Consider the following 19,309-nt stretch of genomic DNA (forward strand, 5'->3'; position numbering starts at 1 on the left):
GAAAGAAATGACAAATGACGGGTAATTTGCTAGCCAAGTCCGTATAATGTGCGGCCCTAATTTCCCCTTTCCGGTATCCACCATGTCCGACACCCCCCGTTTCGACGAGCTTGAGCTTGACGAAAATATCCTTCGTGCGCTGACCGAACTCGGCTACGAAACCCCCTCTCCGATCCAGGCCCGCTGCATCCCGATTCTACTCAATGGCCAGGACGTGCTCGGCATGGCCCAGACCGGTACCGGAAAAACCGCCGCCTTCGCACTGCCGCTGCTCCAACGCATCGATCTGAAAGCCAGCCATCCGCAGGTGCTGGTGCTGTGCCCGACCCGTGAGCTGGCGGTACAGGTTGCCGAAGCCTTCCAGGCCTACGCTCGCTTTATGCGCGGTTTCCATGTGCTGCCGATCTACGGCGGACAAAGCTACAGCCTGCAACTTCGTCAACTCAAGCGCGGTCCGCAGGTCGTGGTTGGTACCCCCGGTCGGGTGATGGATCATCTGGAGCGCGGCACCCTGAAGCTGGACAAGCTCAACGCGCTGGTGCTCGATGAGGCCGACGAAATGCTCCGTATGGGCTTTATCGAGGCGGTCGAAACCATCATGGCCAAAACCCCGGAGACCCGCCAGACGGCCCTGTTCTCCGCCACCATGCCCGAAGAGATCCGCCGCATCACCTCGGACTATATGTGCGACCCGCAGCAGGTCAAAATCGCCGCCAAGACCTCCACCGTATCGAACATCGAGCAACGCTGCTGGATGATCCAAGGGGTCAACAAGCTCGATGCCCTGACCCGGATGCTGGAAGCCGAAGACTACGACGGCGTGATCATCTTCGCCCGCACCAAGAATGCCACCGCCGAGCTGGCTGAAAAGCTCGAAGCCCGTGGTTACAGTGCCGCGGCTCTGAATGGTGATATGAATCAAACCCTTCGCGAGCGCACCGTTGACCGACTGAAGAAGGGCAATCTCGACATACTGGTCGCCACCGATGTCGCCGCCCGCGGCTTGGACGTTGACCGCATTAGTCTGGTGGTCAACTACGACATCCCCTACGACACCGAGGCCTATGTACACCGGATCGGCCGTACCGGCCGCGCCGGACGCCAGGGCAAAGCGATTCTATTTGTCTCCTACCGTGAGAAGCGGTTGCTACGGGCAATCGAGAAGGCCACCTCGCAACCGATCGAACCGATGGAACTGCCCAGTCGCGATCTGGTGACCCAGAAGCGGGTGGATAAATTCCGCGATCAGCTGGTAGACGTGTTCGCCAGTGAAGACCTGAGCTACTACCGCGAACTACTGGGACAGCTTTCAGAGCAACTGGTGATGGAGCCCAGCGAACTGGCCTCCGCGCTGTTGTACCTGGCCCAGAAAGAGAAGCCGCTACAACTGCCACCTGAGGCGCCGGTTCGTGAGCGCAAGCCGCGCAAAGAACGCGATGGCGACAGAGGACATGACAAGCGCGACCGCCCGGATCGCGACGGCAAGAAGCGCAAGTTCGAGAAAGACGAGTCGATCGACTGGGAGCGTTACCGTATCGATGTCGGTCGCGATGACGGCGTCGAGCCCAAGCACATCGTCGGCACCATCGCCAACGAAGCCGACCTCAACAGCCGTTATATCGGCCACGTGAAACTGCACGATGACTACTCCACCGTGGAGCTTCCGGAAGGGATGCCAAAAGAGCTGTTGCAGCATTTCCAGAAACTGAAAATCTGCGGCAAACCGATGCACCTGCAGCGGATCGGTTATAACGACGACCGCCAGGGAAAGACCGACGCTGAGAGCGACTCCCGTGGCCCGCGCAAGCGCCAGTTCAACGCTGACAACAAGCGCAAGCCCCGGGTCAAGCCGCACCGTAAAGGACCGGGTGGTGGCGGCAAGAAGCCCAAGCGTAGCGACGACAACGGCTGAGTTTCAGCCTCCTGGCCGCCGCGGTTTGATAAATCGCAGCTTAAGTTAAGCCTGGAACCAATCTCGGTATCCGGGCTAGGCTTAGTCGGTATTTCTTCGCCGACTGGGTAACACTTATGAGCCACTGCCTCACGATCACCAATGGTGACAGCGCCACCGCACTGATGCGGGCAGCAGGCCTCGACGCTGAACTGTTGCCCTGGCGCGATCTGCTCCACCAGGGCCCGGTTCCCCAAAACCTCTCTCTTGAGCAGCTCTCCGCATGCCGGGCCAATTATATTGCTGCACTGGGTTGGGGCGATGCTTCTCAGATCCGGCAGGATTTTGTCGAGCGTGACCGACGACTTACGTCAGCCCCTGACTATCACCGGGTTGAGCTCTGGTTCGAACACGATCTCTACGATCAGTTGCAGCTGCTGCAACTGCTGGATTTTTTCCACCAGCAACCCCATCCCGATCTCAGCCTGATCTGTACCGATCAGTATCTGGGTCAACAATCCCCGGACCAACTACTGCAGTTGCGCCGTTATCAGCAACCTGTAACCCCCGCCCAGTTGCAACTGGGTGCAGCGGCCTGGTCCGCATTCAGAAATCCCGATCCCCAACAATGGCAGGCACTGCTCGATAGCGACAGCTCGGCACTGCCTTTTCTCGAAGGCGCCGTTCTGCGACTGCTGCAGGAGTTTCCGAGTCGGCACAACGGCTTGTCCCGTTCCGCCCAACAAGCGTTACAGCTGGCCGCCGACGGTATCGAACCCGCTGCCGAACTGTTCCGGCAAAGTCAGCAACTGGAGACGCGGATCTTTATGGGAGACGCCAGCTTCTGGCAACTGCTTGAGCAGCTGCTGTCCGCTGGTGCGCTACAGACTCTCAGCGGTGAAGCCCTGCTCAACCCCATCAGCAGCCCACCCAAACAGGCCGGGATGCAACGGCTGCGGATCACCGATGTTGGCAAACAGCTGTTACAAGGAGAGCGCGCTTGGTGGCAGCTGTACCCCATCGACCACTGGATCGGCGGTGTCCACCTTCAACAGCCAAAGCTATGGTGTTGGGATCAATCGCAGCGATCGCTGGCCCGCGTTTGAGAAAGGTTCGTGCGTGCCGAGATCCGTTAGGCAAGATCTACCTGGGCCTGTTCCATACCGCTTTAGAGTTGCGGCTGCGAGACCAGCGGAGTGCTACCTCCGGGCGTGCTGCTTGAATCAATCAGACAGCTGAAATCCGGATCCTGCTGCTGGCTGAGCAACAGCGCGGCCATTCGCTCCGGAAGCATCGCCAAGCCGAACAAGCCTCCCTGCCCCTGCCGGCAGCCCTCCGCACTCAGGTCACGCCACTGAGGCTCGGCATTAACGCCCTCGGCCACCACGATCATCGATAGACTCTCGGCCAGAGACAGCAAGCTACGGATAAAGCGCAGATCGGAATGAGGCGTGTTCAGATCCTGGATAAAAATCGGATCGATCTTGAGTTTATCGAGCGGCAGACGACGCAGATGACTCAACGAAGAGTAGCCGGTACCGAAATCATCCAACGCGATGTCGACACCGAACTGCTTCAATTGCTGGATCATCTCGACCGTATTCTCCTTTGATCTCAACACCGTCTCTTCGCGAATCTCTAGCATCAGGTTATACGCCGGCATCGAGTTCAGCTTGAGTATCCGTTGCAACACCGGCAGCAGATCCTGACGCCACAGCATCGATGGAGACAGGTTAACCGCCATCTGAATCGGTTTGATCCCCTGCTGCAACCAGTCGGCATATTGAGCCCCGACCCGCTCAAGCACCCACTCACCCAGCGAACCGGCCATGCCCGACTCTTCCGCCACCTGCTCAATCTCGGCCGCTTCGATCAAGCCAAAATCCGGATGCTGCCAACAGAGAATCGCCTCCACCGATTGGATGCGGCAATTGGATAGATCGACAATAGGCTGGAAATGCAGGCGCAACTGGTCGTCATTAATCGCGGTTTCCAATCCTTTGGCCAGCTGACGGATACGACGCAGCACCTGGGTCATCGAAGGGTCAAACAGACGGTAGCTGACGCCATAATCTTTCTTGGCTCGATACATCGCCATATCGGCATTGACGATGACATCCTGCAGACTCTGGCCGTCGTCCGGGAAAATACTGACACCGATACTGGCCGACGGTCTTACCCGAAAGCTGCTGCCCAGGCGCACTTCCTGGGCAATGTTTTCACTCAGGCGTCGGGCCAGCTGAGAACAGCTCTGCGGACTAACCTGATGCTGCAGCAACACCGCAAACTCATCCCCACCCAAGCGGGCGACCAACTCCTGTTCGCGCACGCAGCCGCGCAACCGCCGCGCGATCACCCGCAGCAGCTCATCGCCGTTGTCATGGCCGTAGGTATCGTTGATCTCTTTGAAGTTGTTCAGATCGATCATCAGCACACCGATCCGATCAAAACCGTTGATCTGCTGTTTTTCCGCCTTGATGACTTTGTCGGTGAAATGCTTGCGGTTGGGTAGATGGGTCAGCGGATCATGGAGGGCCAACCGATGGTTTCGCGCGCTCTCTCGGACCAGCAACAGAACCAGCGCGGTACCGGACAGCACCAAGCCCAGGACCGATAGGGCCAGTATCCGGCGATCTTCAAACGATTGGATCAGGCGCTCCCGCACCCGGTCGCTACTGAAGCTGTTGACGTTAAAGTCGCGAATTCGATGGCGGTAGGGTGCCAACTGGGCAATCAGGTCCCGGGCGCCGGCGCGGTCGTCCATCGCCAAGTTCATAACGCCCGGCTCGATCCGGCGCACCAGCACCATCAGTTCATCCAACAACGCCCGGGACTGGCGGTCGGCCCGGATAGTGGCGGTTTCTTCGCCGGTCAAAAGGGTTTCGATGCGACTCCAGAACAGATCATAGCGCAGCAGCAGTCGATCCAAATTGCCCTGACCGGCGGCCACCTCCAGCAGGGCGTAGTCGAACTTGGTGAAATCCCGCTCCAGCTCGGAAGCCGCCCAGGCCCCGACCTTGACCGAGGTCGATATCGCTCGCGAGGTTTCCGAATTGACCTTGTAACTGATATAGGAGCTGACACCGAAAACCAGCACCAACAGAATCATTCCTATCAGCCGCAGCGGTGCCGGAACCGTCATTGAGCGGACTCCGACAGCCGAATCTCGATATCAGGAAGCGCGGTATACGGCGCGAATAGACAACCCTGCCCAACGGCTTGGCAGTACCAACCCATAACGTCCTGTCCTTATTATTTTGCTCGAGTATAACCAAGTGCCCAGATTGTTAGTATAGCCTCGGCCTAGCGGACACTTCGGTACCAGCCGGCAGGGTCGATCAGCTCCCCCTGCTCATCCAGCGGCGGGTAGGCCAGCCCATTGCGGTGGCAGTAATCCGCCAGCTGGGGTTGGCACCAGCGAAACAAGGTATCACGGTAGCTTTGCTCATCGATGCGGCGCTGCTCATAGAGTCCGGCCAATTGACGCTGGCGTTGCACCTCGGACAGGATGATCCCGGCAGCGACCGAGACATTCAAGGAGCCAACCATCCCCACCATCGGCACCAGAATATGGTGATCGGCCAGGTCACCGGCGGCGTCACTCACCCCCTGCATCTCGGCCCCCATCAAAATGGCACTGGGCCCGGTGTAGTCAAATTCTCGAAAGTCCCTGGCCCGGTCGCTGAAATGGGCGGCATAGATCGTCATCCCCTGCGACCTGGCCGCATCAATCGCGCCGCTGTAATCATCGTGCGTGATCACCTCGACCCACTGACCGGAACCTCGGGCGGTGCCACGGTAATCACGGTATCCCTCCTTCGGCGCCACGGCGTGAATTCGTTCCATCCCGACCGCATCGGCGGTTCGGATCAACGCGGAAAGGTTTTGGGGCTTGTTGACCTGATCGGCAATCAGGGTCAGATCGGGCTGGCGGTGGTTCAGCACCCGTTGAAATTTGGCCAGACGTTCAGGGGTCATAAGGTATAAAAAATCAGACAGCTTGAGTCGGTTGGATTAGAGCATCGGGGCGCTATTGTCGCAGCTTTTGACCCGATCAGGCTACGGCGATAGCTCACCCGCCCAGTCAGTACGGGTCCCTCGAAAACTCTGACGCCATTGCTGTGGCGAGACACCGACCCGCTGCTTAAACCGTTGCCGCATCGCTACCGTCGAACCGAATCCGGCCTGATCAGCAATCTGCTCAATCGCCAGATCACTGCTCTCCAACAACCGCTGACAGTACTGCAACCGTTCATTCAACAGCCAAGCATGCACGCTGCTACCGGTCAACTGACGAAAATGGCGGGTAAAGCTTCGGCGACTCATATGGGCTCGTTGGGCCAGGCTGTCGAGACTGTGGGGCTGATCGAGGTGTCGGCGAACCCAGTCGAGCAGCTCACTGAGCCGAGAGCGTCGCGGTGCCTGCGGCAGCGGTTGTTCGATAAACTGCGCCTGACCGCCCTGCCGGTGGGGTTGCACCACCAGTCGACGTGCAACGCGGTTGGCCGATTCGGCACCGCACTGCTGCCGCAGTAACTGCAGACAGCAGTCGATGCCAGCCGCTGTTCCGGCTGAGGTAACAACATCGTCATCGGCGAGATAGAGCACATCCGGCTGCAGCTTAACCGCGGGAAAGCGCCGGCGAAAATCATCGATATAGGCCCAGTGGGTGGTCGCCTGACGCCCATTCAATAGTCCGGCCGCCGCCAGCACGTAAGCTCCCAAACAAAGGCCGACGAGTCGGGCGCCACGCCGATGGGCGTCAACCAGCGCCTGCAACAACTTGGCCGGCGGGGCTTCGTTCGGATCGCGCCAGCTGGGAATAATGATCAGCTCCGCCTGCCGCAGCGCAGACAACCCGGCCTCAACGGTAATCTGATAACCCGAACTGGTATTGAGTTGCGGGGCTTCCGCCGAGCAGACCTGGATCTGAAACCGATCAGCCGAATCCTGAGCCTCAGCAAACACCACCCCGGGCACAGCCAGGTGAAAGGCACTGATCCCCTCGAAAGCGACGACCACAACCCGTATCGGCCTTTGCCTGCATTCCAGTTGCAACCCATCTTTGCAGGGCAAAGAATCCGCCGACAAAGGACCTTGGAACTCGGAAATAGACGTCTCAGCCATCGTTGGCTCCAGCTCGGCAATAAGTTATTGCTCTGATCACAATTGGCCCAATTTAATCCATTACTGTTTTTTGGGCCACTGTCGATCAACCACTGATCCGATCACAATGGCAACCGATGAAATTGATTAACCCCGTTCAAAAAGAGGATTGCCCATGACGTTTCCCCCGAACAGCGCCCTGATCGTGATTGACGTTCAGAATGATTATTCTGACGAAGGCCAGTATCCCCAGTGGCAAGCCGAAGAGACACGGCAGAAGATCGAGACGCTGATGCAACAGGCCCAGCAACGGGACCTCCCCATCATTCTGGTCCAACACCGGGCCGACAATAGCCGGCAACCGGCCCCTTTCTTCAACCCTGACACCGTCGGCGTCGAGATTCATCCATCGATTATCGAGCGCGCCCCCGAGGCACCGATCGTGATCAAGCAGCACGCCGACAGTTTTCTGAATACCACGCTGGAACAAGAACTGGCTAAGCTGGACACGCAAGCGCTGTTGATCTGCGGAATGATGACCCATAACTGCGTTACCCACACCGCGATCTCAGCATCAGCCGCGAAGTACCAGGTCCGGTTCGTCTCCGACTGCTGCACCAGTGTCGATCCGATGGTACACGCCATCGCCCTGAATGCCCTGTCCGACCGGGTCGAACTGATCGAATCTGACCAGCTGTTCCCGGCCGTTCAATCCGGTGCTAACTAACAGGTTTAATCGGCTGCATTTGACATCCATCGGGTGCAGCCAAATTGCTTCCCTGATACCATGGGCGCTTCATTTTTTGCCCGCCGACCGTGGGCTTCGCAGCAATCGAGACCATGTACGAAGATATCATCGTCTATCAAGGCCGCCCCGGCGCCTATTCACACCTTTCGTGCCGTAAAGTTTTTCCCGAGATGGACGCGCAGGCCTGCGAATCTTTCGTTGAAGCGATGGAACGGGTCGAGCAGGGACAAGCCAAACTGGCGATGATCCCGCTGGAAAATTCCACCGCCGGCCGAGTCGAAGAGATCTACCGGCAGATGCCGAAAACCAAGCTGCATATCATCGGTGAGCATTTTGAACCGGTAAACCACTGCCTGCTGGGGCTTAAAGGCAGCAGGCTGGAAGAGATACGTCAGGCCGGTTCTCACCCCCAAGCACTGGCCCAATGTCAGGATCACCTCAAGTCGCTCAAAATCGAACCGGTGGCGATGTTCGATACCGCCGGTGCGGCGCTGGCCCTGAGCCAGCAGCAGGACAAGAGTCAGGCCGCCATCGCCTCGTCACTGGCGGCCGAACTTTACGGTTTGGACGTACTCAAAACCAACATGCAGGATGTCGACGGCAACACGACCCGTTTCCTGATTCTGTCCAAAACCCGAAAGATGCCCGAATTTGTGCCAGGCAAACGCTATATCACTTCGATGATGTTCAAGACCCGCAACATCCCGGCCGCGTTGTACAAATGCCTGGGCGGCTTTTCAACCAATAACGTCAACCTGGTCAAGCTGGAAAGCTACATGGCCGGTGGCACCCTGAAAGATTGCAGCTTCCATCTCGACGTCGCAGCCCATCCGGATCAGCACTCGATGCAACTGGCACTGCAGGAGCTGGACTTTTTCGCCCTTGATATCCGCAACCTCGGGACTTACGAGGCTCACCCGTTCCGTACCGACCACGAGTTGATCGAATAATGTTGGAAAAATTTACCGGCGAATCCCGGATGTGGATTCTGCTGATGGTAGCAACCGCACTGCTGGCGACCCTGCTGGTGCTCACTCAGGACTTACGCCAGGCTGAAGCCGGCAACCAACTGTTCTCGCCGCTGCCCTGCTCGAACGGTCAGTTGAAAACCGGCTGCATCGCCCAGCAAGGGGTCGATAAAGAGATTCGGTTTATCATCGATTCCGAGGTAGTCAGCAGCAGTGCTCCCCTCGACTACCGTGTCCAGCTCAAAGGCTTTGACGCCGATAAGGTTGAGATCGACCTGCAGGGTAAGGACATGTACATGGGAGAGCTGCGGATGAAACTTGAACGCGGTGAGGACGGATTCTACCGCGGACGGGGTCAGTTACCGGCCTGCACCACTGAGACCATGACCTGGCGGGCAACCGTCTGGATCGCTCAGTCGGGAGAAGATGCTACCGGTAGCTGGTTTGACTTTGATGCCAAGTGAGGGAATAACATGGCTAATAAAATTAGTTCGATCGAACGTCTTGCACTGATCCTTTGTGGAATTCTGCTGGCCCTGAGCGTCGGCCTCTACCTTTACGGTCAGGCCTTGGGACCGACAGAGTCCAAGCAAAACAGCCTGGGAGGTGATTTCACCCTGCAGGGCCTGAATGGACCGGTATCGCTATCAGACTTCAACGGTAAGGGCGTGGTACTGATGTTCGGCTACACCTCCTGCCCCGATATCTGCCCTACCGGACTGGCTAATCTGGGGGCGGCGATGAATCGCCTCAACGAAGAACAGCAGCAACAGGTGCAGCCGATCTTCGTCAGCGTCGATCCGGATCGCGATACCACCCAACGGTTGGACGACTACACCCGTTATTTCTATCCCGGCGCGATCGGTATTACCGGTAGCAAAACCGAGATCGACGAAGTCGTTAAAGCCTATGGCGCCTTCTATCGCATGGTCGACATGCCTAATTCAGCGATGGCCTACAGCGTCGATCACTCGGCTCGAATCTACCTGATCGGCCGCGACGGTAAGCTCAACCGTCTGATCGATCACAACGCCCCGGTGGCCGAACTCAGTACCGCCATCGAAGCACTGCTTTAACCCGATCCTGAACCGGCAGCATCGGTTCCTGATGCTGCCTACCCCAACGCCCCAATCACCCGCAGCAGCCCCTGGCTCGACAAGATCCCTGTCGGCGAGTTGTTGATAAAGAGCTATTCTTTGTCCTAAGCATCCCGAGATTGCTGACCTGTATTCAAGGGGCATAGGGCATGGAGACGACGGCGGATCAGGCTGAAACCAGCGACCAAATTGAGCAGCTGAAGAAGCTGTTGCTCGATGACATCCATTCCATGGTCAATTTTGCCCTAGAGTCCGGCATTCCCATTCCCAAAGAGCTGCGAAATGAGATCAGCCTGCTCCTAGAAAGCTGCCCAGCAAGTCATCAGGAAGGTTCCCATGAGCCACCCCAGTGAGTTGAACCGCGCCCTTAAGGTTCACAGTGAGCTTTGTCGGCTGATCCGACCGGTCACCCCCGAGTCCATTCGGGCCAGCCGGGTGAAAGACAACCTGACGCTGCAAGGAATTATCCTGGCCGGACTGATCAGCTTTGTGCTCTTTATCCTGCCGCTGGCGGCTCAGGATATACCGAAATTCGTTCAAATCCTGGGGGCTGCCGGACTGGGTAGTACCTTCCATGCGCTCTATACCGCCAACAAATATCTGCACCGCTCCACCTTCAACCCCAAGTACAACCAGAAATACATCATCAACTTTGCCCTGGGCCTGTTCGCCGGCAGCATCCTGGGTATGTTCGGCACCGACCTGTTGGCTAATCGGCAGACAAGCTTTTTCCTGACCCCAAGTTTACTGGCGCTGGTGGGCGGCTTTTCCGCCGAGGCGGTTGCGCAGATTCTGCAGCGAATCGCAGATACCCTGGTAACCCTGATCAAAGGCTCATCCCGGGACAAGAACCAGGTCAAAACCGATAAAGCGATCGAACGGGCCAATGGGCATCTGGCCAGCAAGCTCCATCAGGCACTCGAGGGTGACGAACAACAGATCCGACAGAACGTGGAGAAGCTGCTCAAGGAGTTGCTGGACCGGCGCTGAGAATCAGTCTGTCGATATCTGATCTGTGCCTGGCTCGCATTCCCAAGCTCCGGTTTCTCGATAGATCGCCGGCTTGATATCCAGCAACGCAGTGCCATCCAGGCAATCCAACCCTCTGATCGTAAGAGAACCCTCCCCGATAGCGTCGATCGGCACAACGGCCGCGCCAATGGGATTCGGCCGAAACGGTGTTCTCATGGCGAACAGTCCCGATTCACTGGCCTGCGACATCCGCTTCCATCGGGGTGGACTTAAATCAGGTTCAACGACATCGCGTCTGTCCCCCAGCCAGTAGAGCACCAGAACCTTCTGCCCCACTCGAAGCCCCCGCAACTCCTCCCGGTATTCAGGTTTGAGCTGCAGCGTACAAGCAGGACCCTCAACCTGGATATTGCGGGGACAGGCCTCGAGGGTTCGATAAGGTGTTCGAATCCGACCGATAAATAGCAGCTGGGCTGACATGGGCTTCTCCTGTGCATTAATTCACATCGGCTGATAACGGCTTCGACGTTTGAGCGGCATAGAGAAAAATCGTCAGCAGGATGATGCTCCCGCCAACCAGACTAGCCAGTGGCGGTATCTCTCCGAAGAAGCCGAATGCCCACAGCGGGGCAAACACCGCCTCGATCATCAGAATCATGCCGACCTCCGGGGCGGTGATATAGCGTGTGGCAACCTGCGACAACACCCGCCCAAAGGGTGCGGTAAACAGCCCCATCAACGCCATAATGAGCCAGGTTTGCAGACTGAACGACGACGGCGAAGCCAGCATGAACATCACCAGTGCCAGCAACAACCCGCCGACACCCACACTGGCCATGCGACTGACATGCTGATATTTGCGCAGCAGGGTCTGATTTAGCGCCACACAGGTAACCGCGCATACGGCCAGCAGATCACCGAACCAGTTTCCGCTCTGATAGGAGCCGGAGACCACAATACCAATCCCGATCATTACGAAACCGATCGCAATCCAGGTCGCACGTTGGGTGACCTCACCCAGAAACAAGCGACTGAAGACCGCCGCCAGCGCAGGTGCGGCACTGAGAATGACGAAGGTATTGGCGATCGAGGTGTTTTTAATACTCAGCACCAGCGCCGACGCACTGCCCAGCATCAGGATTCCCGAATAGATCACCGGCCGGCCACTCTCCTTCAGAGTCGCCAGCAAGCCTCGCTCATCACGAAACTGGATAAACAGTGGCATCGAGATCGCCGTAAAGAGCCCAAATAAAAAAGCGGTGTCGAAACCGCTGACACCGGAAAAGCGGATAAAGATCGGGTCGAAGCTCATCAGCAAGGCCCCGACAAGGGCGATCAGAATACCCGCCAGTCGCGGATTCAACGGGCTTTTCAAGCGAGTGGTTTGCGTCTGCATACTGCTCTCCAAATAAAATCATACTGATTGGTATGATTTATCAGAGTTGCAAGCCTGTCAACAAATTCATACCATTCAGTATGATTTTTTAGGTGGGCGATTGTGAGTAAAGTTGAGCAGAACAAGCAGCGGAAACGAGAGGCGATCCTGACAGCAGCCCAGCAAGTGTTCCTGTCCGAAGGCTATGTACTGGCCGGCATGGATCGGATCGCAGCCCAGGCTCAGGTCACCAAGCAGACGGTATACCGCTACTTCCCTTCCAAGATCGAGCTCTTCAAAGCGACCTTGCTGAAAATAGGTCAGGAGAATGGGTTCGACTTTGCCGATCAACTGCAGCAATCGGACAGCCGACAGGCCCTTTACGACTTTGCCAAAGGGTTTATCAAAGCTCACCTATCGGAGCAGCACCTGGCGACCTTTCGGTTGCTGGTCGCCGAGAGTGCTAAAGCTCCAGAACTGACCCGCAGCTTCTGTGATATCGGTCCTGACCACACCGCCGCTAAACTCAGTGAGTTCTTCCGTCAACGCTTAGAACTCAAAGATCCGGAAGCCAGTGTACAACTCTGGACTGCGATGCTGCTGGCCCAACGTGCCGGGGTGCTGATCGGCATGGATAAGCCCAGCGAAGAGCAGATTGAGCAACATGCTAAACGGGCAACCGATATGTTGCTGGCATCGATCGGATGAAATTCGAGTAACTCAAAGCCTGCCGGCAAGCTTCAACCTTGGCTAGATTCGGTCCGACTCTTCGACGGTCCGGCATTCAATCCGGCCAACCCGACTACGCCGGTTCGGTGTAGACAAACGCGCAACTTTTCAGCCCTCTGCTAACCTACTAATGATTCAGTTATTTTTGATCACAGTCGCGATGTATTAGGTAAATTGTGTTGGCTAAGAAGTACGCATAATTTCATAACGCCTTTAGAGGAGTGTGAAACATGCAGATCGCTGAAGCCGTTAAAGGAGTGCAGGAGCTCGATACCGACGAGCTCGAAGATTTCGGTGCCCGCCTTTCCAAAGAGATTCCCGGCAAAACCCAAGCCCTGATCACCCGTTCACTGGTCGAGAACATGAATTCGTTGGAGAAGGCTCAGGTGGTCAAGGAAACCGCCGCTGAGCTCTCCGAAGAAGATAAAACCCAGATCGCCCAATCCCTTGGCTTGGCCTCTCCCACGGAAAGAACCCTCGATAAACTCTGGAAGATCGCCGCCGGCGCCTTTATCGAGAAACCCGAGACCCCCATCGCATCGGGCGATATCCTGCTGAGTATCTTTACCGCCTCGGTGGGATTTTTTGCCGGCCTGTTTTCACCCAACCCTTCGCAAAACGGATAGGTACGCCGTCACCAGCAGCGTTCATCTAGGGATAACCCAATGGAGAGGATGATGAAAACAGTCAGGCTAGTGATGCTCTGTTTGACCACGCTGATCATCGGCGCCTGTTCCGGCAGCGGTAGCCAGATCGCATCCTTTGAGGATCTGACCACCGAGGCCAGTAAAGAGGGTTTTACCAAACTGCCCCAGTATCGGGTGATCTCGATCCCGGGACTACTGCCGTTTTTGCAGGTCGGCGGAGTCCATTTCTATAAGCCCCAGCGCAAACCCTCCTCGGCGATCGGCTTGAGTTTCGGTGACAAAAGTTACGCGATCCAAACCACCATCGAGCCAACCAGACTGACGGCCGATGGCACTGAAAAGAGCTGCGATACCGGTTGCCTGGCCGAGATTCGAAATAAGATTCTGGCCGTCAAAGATACCGCCGCAAGGTTGATCGAAGAACGGGTCAACCTGACTCGGCTGGCCAGCAGCGCCTCCGGCGCGATCCCCTCCTCCCGCAGCAGTTATCAACAACTGCGCCAACAACTGGATCAGACGCACCGCGACGCAGTGGCCGCCATCCAAAACCGCGGCGTGATGGTGTTTCGCTGGAACACCAACACACGACAGCAGGGGTCCCTGGGGCTGGGTGCCCTGTTCGGCGCTTCCGGCTCCAGCGATGAGACCCAGAGCGGCTTCGGTCTGTTAAGCGGTTTACGGACGACCACCGTCTATCTGGGTAACGATATTCTCGCTACCTGGGGCGGGCTAAACGGAGATTCGAAATTTACCAATCGCCTCGAGCTGACCAGCTACACCCTGCAGGCCCGGCACATCCTCTATATGTCCGAGAACGATCTGAGCCGTTCACTGGGCGCCAGGCTGGAAGCCTCCTACGACCAGCTAACCAACCTGGATGAGACCCTCAAGACACTGGACAAGATCGAGATCAACGCGGCGCTGGCCAAGGTCTCCAATCTGGCCAATATCGGCGTTATCGGCGGTGCCAAGAGCGAGAAAATACCGATCGACTGGCAGAAGCTGGCCAACGGGGATGACCTGACCGGCCAGCACGACTGGCAGACCATCTATGCGGTGAAATCGGATCTGTCCGAAATACTCAAGATGATGAGACAGCTGAAACAGCCCGCGGTGAATCCCTAGCTAGGCTAACGGGATCAAGGTTTGGTGAGCGGCATGTACGAAGAGAAGATCAATCCGTCGACCATTCGGCTGGAAGAGGAAGAGGAAGCCGACGACGACTATCCGTCTAGAATAGGGTTCAACGCTGAATTGTCACCACCGGAACGGCCCTCGCACGCCCACTCCGGCAACGAGCTCGACATGTCCGATGCGATCCATCAACTGATGCAGGAACGGCGCCTGATCGTCGACAACGACCAGCTCAGCACCCGTGACAAATTGAAACTACTGGAGACCAACCGCAAAGCTCTGGTGATCGCCCGTGGCGGCACCGTGAGAAAGACCGAAAACGTGGTCTACGGCATTCTGATGTTCGGCGGCGTGGTGGTGATCATCCTGGCACTATTGACCACCTTTGCCGGGTTACCCGCCGAGGTAACCCTATCCTTCCTGGGTACCGTACTGGGCGGCACCATCGCGACCATTGCACAGAAACTGGGGAAGCTCTGACCGACGATCTTTGCGACCAGAGCTTCAACCCTTAGTAATCAACGCTCAACAAAAGCCCGCTCGATCACATAGTGCCCCTGATCGCCGTGGCGTGCCTCCTCAAATCCCATCTGATCCAGAATGGAGCAGCAGTCTTTTAGCATCGACGGACTACCGCAGAGCATAAACCGGTCCTGAGCAGGGTCCAGCGCCGGCATCTCCAGGCGCTTGGTCAGGATGCCGTACTTGATCAGGTCGGTCAGGCGACCCTGATTCTTAAACGGCTCCCGGGTTACGGTCGGGTAATAAACCAGCTTGTCGCGAATCAGATCGCCCAGGTATTCGTGCTCGGGCAGCTGATGAATCATCTCGCTGTAGGCCAGTTCCGACCGGTAACGCACCCCGTGGCAGAGGATCACCTTGTCGTACTTCTCATAAATATCCGGGTCCTTAATCAGACTCAGAAACGGCGCCAAGCCAGTACCGGTACTGATCAGATACAGGTGCCGCCCCGGTAACAGATGATCATCGATCAGAGTGCCGGTGGGCTTACGACTGATCAGGATTTCATCGCCAACCTGAATCTGCTGCAGCTTCGACGTCAATGGACCGTCCTGGACCTTGATGCTGAAGAACTCCAGTTCATCTTCGTGGTTGGCACTGGCAATACTGTAGGCCCGCATCAACGGCCGCCCCTGATGTTCCAGGCCGATCATGGTGAAATGACCATTCTTGAATCGAAAGCCCGGATCCCGACTGGTTTTGAAGCTGAACAGGGTATCGTTCCAGTGATGTACGCTGAGCACCCGCTCCTGACCGATCGCTGCCATCTCGTTTTACCTCGTACTAACCGCCATCAATATATAATCAAAATCTATAAAAAGAACTTTTAGTTAAAACTTGCAGACACTTTAGTCCTGAACTAACTTATCTGCCAAATGACTATTTCAGATATAGTTAATCGATTTTATAAATATGAGATACAGCCTTCGCCAACTGCAGGTCTTCCTCGAGACAGCGCGACAGCAGAATATCAGCCGCGCAGCCGCCTCTCTGTCGATGTCACAAAGCGCTGCCAGCAGTGCCCTGAAAGAGCTCGAGAGCCAGTTCGATATCCAGTTGTTCGACCGGATCGGCAAGCGCCTGCAGCTCAATGAACTGGGGCGTTTGATGCTGCCCCGTGCACAGGCGCTGTTGGAACAGGCCCAAGCTCTGGAGGAAGATCTGGATCGCCATGCCGAAAGCGGTCCGTTAAAAGTCGGCGCCACTCTGACCATCGGCAACTACCTGATGGTGCCGCTGATCGCCCGCTATATGGCTCACTGCGCCAGCGCCCGCATCAGCCTGGAGATGGCCAATACCGCCGAGATCGCCGAGCAGGTGCTTAATTTTGATCTGGATATCGGTCTGATCGAGGGTGAACTGCAACACCCGGATCTGTTGATCACACCCTGGCGCGATGACGAACTGGTGCTGTTCTGCGCCCCGGACCATCCGCTGGCTGCCAAAGGGCGGCTGTCGGACCCGGACCTGACCGCGGTCGAATGGATCCTACGTGAACCCGGCTCCGGTACCCGCCAGGTGTTCGATCGTGCCATGCACGGCCTGTTGCCCCAATTGAACGTTACCCTTCAACTGCAACACACCGAGACCATCAAGCGGGCCGTTGCGTCGGGCCTCGGTATCGGTTGCCTGTCGCGGATCGCGCTGGTCGATGCCTTCCACCATCGGACTCTGGTGCCGCTGGATACGCCGGGACGGGATTTCAACCGCCGATTCTATTTTGTCCAGCATCGGCACAAATACCTCAGTGCCGGCATCCGTCGTTGGATCGAGATCTGCCGGGACATCAACCACTAAGAAGGCATTCGCCAAGTCTAGAGATTGCTAAAAAACTGCGTCCGGAGTGCAAACCAAATTGAAAACCAGAAGCCAGCAAAAAAGTTCACCGCAGACAAACCCATCCCGAGGTTTTATGATTTGAGGATCGAATTGGAAAACGGATGCTATGAATATCAACGATCCCTTTGGCCGCATGGGCAAGCAACGTCAACGCGAGTACGAAGCCCTGCGAGAACAGCTTCACCAGGTTGGACTCAGCAACCGCGTCGATGCTCAGGAACTGATCGCCAACCTGGAAAAACGCCAGCGCTTCGGCTTGGTAATCGTTATCCCGATCGCAGCGTTGCTGGCATTGCTGTTTCCGGAATTTCGCATCGTCACCGTCAGCTTCGGCGCCCTGGCCTGCCTCTGGCTGGTCAACACCACGCGCCGGGGCAAGATGTATATCGAGCGCTTTATCGAGGAGGAGCTGGCCGATCACGGGGATTCGGAAAGTTTTTAATGCCTCACGGGGGCTGTCACGGTAGAAAACCCTGCGAACTTTCGAATCGAAAGCAAAACACCAAACATAACTATGATTTTTAACTAGCTGGCCATTAAATCATTAGTTTGTTACTGCCATAATTCCGACCTTGCCCCTAAGATAGCTCTCTTCTAGAAACACCGTTTGAGAGTTACCGCCATGACATTTATCTCCCCTTCCCACCTGCTGCTGATCTGCGTCGCCGCCATCTGGGGCTTCGCTTTCGTTGCTCAAAGTGCGGGCATGGAGTATCTGGGGCCCCACAGCTTCAATGCCGCCCGCTTTCTGCTCGGCGCGCTGTCGTTGGTACCACTGTGGTTTCTGATGGGGAAAAAGCGCTTACCGCAGGGCAAGACGCTGATCCTTGGTGGTCTGGCCGCCGGTACGATCATGTTTGGCGGCTTCAGCTTCCAGCAAATCGGCCTGCTCTATACCACCGCCGGCAATGCCGGCTTTATTACCGGTATGTATATCGTCATGGTCCCGATCGCCGGTATCCTGCTGGGCCAAAGCACCAACTTACAGACCTGGAGCGGTGTGATTCTGGCCGTTCTTGGCCTTTATAGCCTGTCGATCGGACCTGATTTTGAGATGGCCTACGGTGACCTGCTGGAATTGATCGGCGCCTGTTTCTGGACCGCCCATGTGATCATCATCGGCTGGCTATCCCGGAAAGTCGATGCCATTGGCCTGTCGATCTGCCAGTTTTTGGTCGCCGCCGTCTGGGCCACCATCGCTGCCCTGCTCTACGAAACGCCGGCATTTACCGATTTCCAGGGTGCCTGGTTGCCGTTGCTGTACGCCGGTGTTGCTTCCAGCGGTATCGCCTGTACTCTGCAGATCATTGGTCAGCGCAAGGTCGAACCGAGCGTCACTGCGCTGATCCTCTCGACCGAAGCGATCTTCGCCGTTATTGGTGGCTGGCTGCTGCTGGGAGAAACCCTGGGCAGCAAAGAACTGCTCGGCTGTAGCCTGATGCTGGCCGGTATGCTGGTAAGCCAGTGGCCAAGCCGCAAGCGTCCGGAACTGGCAGCCCAAGGATAATCACGACCAGGGGATCGGCAGGCACCCTCTAGCCTGTCGGTCGTCTCCCTCATCCCGGTTTACAGTGAAGATCTAATCGTAGAAGGTATCGGGCACGGCCCGATCCACCGGGGTGGACAGGATCATCATGGTATTGGTATCGCTGAAGTCCAGAAACGACTCCAGAATATTGTCGAGCTGCCCCATCGACTGTACCGCCAGCTTGACCAGAAAGGCCTGTTCGCCGGTCACGTTCTGACACTCGATCACTGAGTCACAGGCCAGTACCCGGGCCTTGAATTCGCGCTCCTTGGTGCGGAACACTTTGCACTGAACCAGCGCCACGATGGGATAACCCAGTTTATCCAGATCGACCTTCAGGCTGTAACCGCTGATGACGCCCGCACTTTCCAATTTCCGAATCCGCTCCGCCACAGCCGGTGCCGACAGATGCACCAGCTTCCCCAGCTCAGCATAGGAGATGCGGGCATTCTGCTGTAGAGCAGCAATGATTTTGCGGTTTATGTTATCAATCATGGGCTTGGCAAACGTCGGCTAGGAGTGGTCACTAATATCGCTGCTTCGCGTCATCCGGGCAAGCACCAATCTCCATCCTGTCAGACAACCCACATTTCAGCGGTTCGATCTGCTCTTCTCCACCCTTCCCATCCTGGGTCAATCCCGATGTCAGGGCTTTTGGTGCCAACCGGGTCACGAAGCGCTTCACTTTAGTCTAATAACCTGTACCATATGCGATCCTTAATCCATAGCATTTATAAAACTTATGGCACAACT

22 protein-coding genes are annotated in these 19,309 nt (G+C 56.6%); 15 read left to right on the forward strand and 7 right to left on the reverse strand.

All coding sequences use genetic code 11. From position 1 onward, the window contains the following. Positions 1–82: 82 nt before the first annotated feature. On the forward strand, positions 83–1,912 hold the full coding sequence (locus ACO05M_RS14735) for a DEAD/DEAH box helicase (protein WP_421864445.1): 1,830 nt from the start codon (positions 83–85) through the stop codon (positions 1,910–1,912). 116 nt (positions 1,913–2,028) lie between these two features. Next, positions 2,029–2,997 (forward strand): DUF1835 domain-containing protein, encoded by a 969-nt coding sequence (locus tag ACO05M_RS14740; protein ID WP_421864448.1) that lies wholly within the window; start codon positions 2,029–2,031, stop codon positions 2,995–2,997. Between the two features lie 62 nt (positions 2,998–3,059). Here the strand turns inward: ACO05M_RS14740 and ACO05M_RS14745 are convergent, their stop codons facing one another. The 3 genes from ACO05M_RS14745 to ACO05M_RS14755 all read right to left on the reverse strand — a co-directional run bounded on the left by ACO05M_RS14745 (position 3,060) and on the right by ACO05M_RS14755 (position 6,913). Continuing rightward, positions 3,060–5,033, reverse strand: a complete 1,974-nt coding sequence (locus tag ACO05M_RS14745) for a putative bifunctional diguanylate cyclase/phosphodiesterase (RefSeq protein WP_421864450.1) — start codon at positions 5,031–5,033, stop codon at positions 3,060–3,062. A gap of 161 nt (positions 5,034–5,194) precedes the next feature. Further along, a complete protein-coding gene (gene trmH, locus ACO05M_RS14750) occupies positions 5,195–5,869 on the reverse strand; it encodes a tRNA (guanosine(18)-2'-O)-methyltransferase TrmH (protein ID WP_421864453.1) in 675 nt (224 codons plus the stop codon). Positions 5,870–5,950: 81 nt separating this feature from the next. Continuing rightward, positions 5,951–6,913 carry a GlxA family transcriptional regulator gene (locus ACO05M_RS14755; protein ID WP_421864456.1) on the reverse strand — a complete coding sequence of 321 codons (963 nt, stop codon included), beginning with the start codon at positions 6,911–6,913 and terminating at the stop codon, positions 5,951–5,953. Between the two features lie 259 nt (positions 6,914–7,172). On the opposite strand from ACO05M_RS14755, the gene ACO05M_RS14760 reads away from it, so the two are divergent. From ACO05M_RS14760 to ACO05M_RS14785, 6 genes are all read left to right on the forward strand, one after another. Further along, positions 7,173–7,724: a cysteine hydrolase family protein gene (locus ACO05M_RS14760; RefSeq protein ID WP_421864458.1), complete on the forward strand. Its 552-nt coding sequence runs from the start codon at positions 7,173–7,175 to the stop codon at positions 7,722–7,724. 113 nt (positions 7,725–7,837) lie between these two features. After that, the gene (locus ACO05M_RS14765) at positions 7,838–8,695 is read left to right on the forward strand and encodes a prephenate dehydratase (RefSeq protein WP_421864460.1); all 858 of its coding nucleotides are present in this window, start codon (positions 7,838–7,840) and stop codon (positions 8,693–8,695) included. Further along, positions 8,695–9,177 (forward strand): hypothetical protein, encoded by a 483-nt coding sequence (locus ACO05M_RS14770; protein WP_421864463.1) that lies wholly within the window; start codon positions 8,695–8,697, stop codon positions 9,175–9,177. Before ACO05M_RS14765 ends, ACO05M_RS14770 begins: the two co-directional genes overlap by 1 nt. 9 nt (positions 9,178–9,186) lie before the next feature. Next, on the forward strand, positions 9,187–9,789 hold the full coding sequence (locus ACO05M_RS14775) for an SCO family protein (protein ID WP_421864466.1): 603 nt from the start codon (positions 9,187–9,189) through the stop codon (positions 9,787–9,789). 170 nt (positions 9,790–9,959) lie between these two features. Beyond that, positions 9,960–10,163 (forward strand): hypothetical protein, encoded by a 204-nt coding sequence (locus tag ACO05M_RS14780; protein WP_421864469.1) that lies wholly within the window; start codon positions 9,960–9,962, stop codon positions 10,161–10,163. Beyond that, on the forward strand, positions 10,147–10,800 hold the full coding sequence (locus ACO05M_RS14785; RefSeq protein WP_421864472.1) for a hypothetical protein: 654 nt from the start codon (positions 10,147–10,149) through the stop codon (positions 10,798–10,800). The genes ACO05M_RS14780 and ACO05M_RS14785 overlap by 17 nt, the downstream gene beginning before the upstream one ends. A gap of 3 nt (positions 10,801–10,803) precedes the next feature. Here the strand turns inward: ACO05M_RS14785 and ACO05M_RS14790 are convergent, their stop codons facing one another. Both ACO05M_RS14790 and ACO05M_RS14795 read right to left on the reverse strand, forming a co-directional pair. Next, positions 10,804–11,262 carry an SAM-dependent methyltransferase gene (locus ACO05M_RS14790; RefSeq protein ID WP_421864474.1) on the reverse strand — a complete coding sequence of 153 codons (459 nt, stop codon included), beginning with the start codon at positions 11,260–11,262 and terminating at the stop codon, positions 10,804–10,806. A gap of 16 nt (positions 11,263–11,278) precedes the next feature. Beyond that, complete coding sequence (locus tag ACO05M_RS14795) at positions 11,279–12,178, reverse strand: DMT family transporter (protein ID WP_421864477.1); 900 nt, start codon at positions 12,176–12,178, stop codon at positions 11,279–11,281. Between the two features lie 102 nt (positions 12,179–12,280). On the opposite strand from ACO05M_RS14795, the gene ACO05M_RS14800 reads away from it, so the two are divergent. From ACO05M_RS14800 to ACO05M_RS14815, 4 genes are all read left to right on the forward strand, one after another. Then, entirely contained in the window at positions 12,281–12,865 is a 585-nt protein-coding gene (locus ACO05M_RS14800) for a TetR/AcrR family transcriptional regulator (RefSeq protein WP_421864480.1), read from the forward strand. 251 nt (positions 12,866–13,116) lie between these two features. Then, positions 13,117–13,512 (forward strand): hypothetical protein, encoded by a 396-nt coding sequence (locus tag ACO05M_RS14805; protein ID WP_421864483.1) that lies wholly within the window; start codon positions 13,117–13,119, stop codon positions 13,510–13,512. A gap of 39 nt (positions 13,513–13,551) precedes the next feature. Beyond that, positions 13,552–14,658 (forward strand): hypothetical protein, encoded by a 1,107-nt coding sequence (locus ACO05M_RS14810; RefSeq protein ID WP_421864487.1) that lies wholly within the window; start codon positions 13,552–13,554, stop codon positions 14,656–14,658. Positions 14,659–14,682: 24 nt separating this feature from the next. Beyond that, positions 14,683–15,147 (forward strand): hypothetical protein, encoded by a 465-nt coding sequence (locus tag ACO05M_RS14815; protein WP_421864490.1) that lies wholly within the window; start codon positions 14,683–14,685, stop codon positions 15,145–15,147. 38 nt (positions 15,148–15,185) lie between these two features. Here ACO05M_RS14815 and ACO05M_RS14820 read toward each other — a convergent pair whose 3' ends face one another. Continuing rightward, a complete protein-coding gene (locus tag ACO05M_RS14820) occupies positions 15,186–15,956 on the reverse strand; it encodes a ferredoxin--NADP reductase (protein ID WP_421864493.1) in 771 nt (256 codons plus the stop codon). A 145-nt stretch (positions 15,957–16,101) separates the two neighbouring features. Here ACO05M_RS14820 and ACO05M_RS14825 point away from each other — a divergent pair, with 145 nt between their 5' ends. From ACO05M_RS14825 to ACO05M_RS14835, 3 genes are all read left to right on the forward strand, one after another. Then, a complete protein-coding gene (locus ACO05M_RS14825; RefSeq protein ID WP_421864495.1) occupies positions 16,102–16,986 on the forward strand; it encodes a LysR family transcriptional regulator in 885 nt (294 codons plus the stop codon). Positions 16,987–17,134: 148 nt separating this feature from the next. Continuing rightward, the gene (locus ACO05M_RS14830) at positions 17,135–17,470 is read left to right on the forward strand and encodes a hypothetical protein (RefSeq protein ID WP_421864497.1); all 336 of its coding nucleotides are present in this window, start codon (positions 17,135–17,137) and stop codon (positions 17,468–17,470) included. A 180-nt stretch (positions 17,471–17,650) separates the two neighbouring features. Next, on the forward strand, positions 17,651–18,535 hold the full coding sequence (locus ACO05M_RS14835; RefSeq protein ID WP_421864500.1) for a DMT family transporter: 885 nt from the start codon (positions 17,651–17,653) through the stop codon (positions 18,533–18,535). 72 nt (positions 18,536–18,607) lie between these two features. Here ACO05M_RS14835 and ACO05M_RS14840 read toward each other — a convergent pair whose 3' ends face one another. Continuing rightward, positions 18,608–19,051 (reverse strand): Lrp/AsnC family transcriptional regulator, encoded by a 444-nt coding sequence (locus ACO05M_RS14840; protein ID WP_421864503.1) that lies wholly within the window; start codon positions 19,049–19,051, stop codon positions 18,608–18,610. Between the last annotated feature and the right edge of the window lie 258 nt (positions 19,052–19,309).

Source organism: Motiliproteus sp. (genome assembly GCF_965230735.1).
Taxonomy (GTDB): domain Bacteria; phylum Pseudomonadota; class Gammaproteobacteria; order Pseudomonadales; family Balneatricaceae; genus Motiliproteus.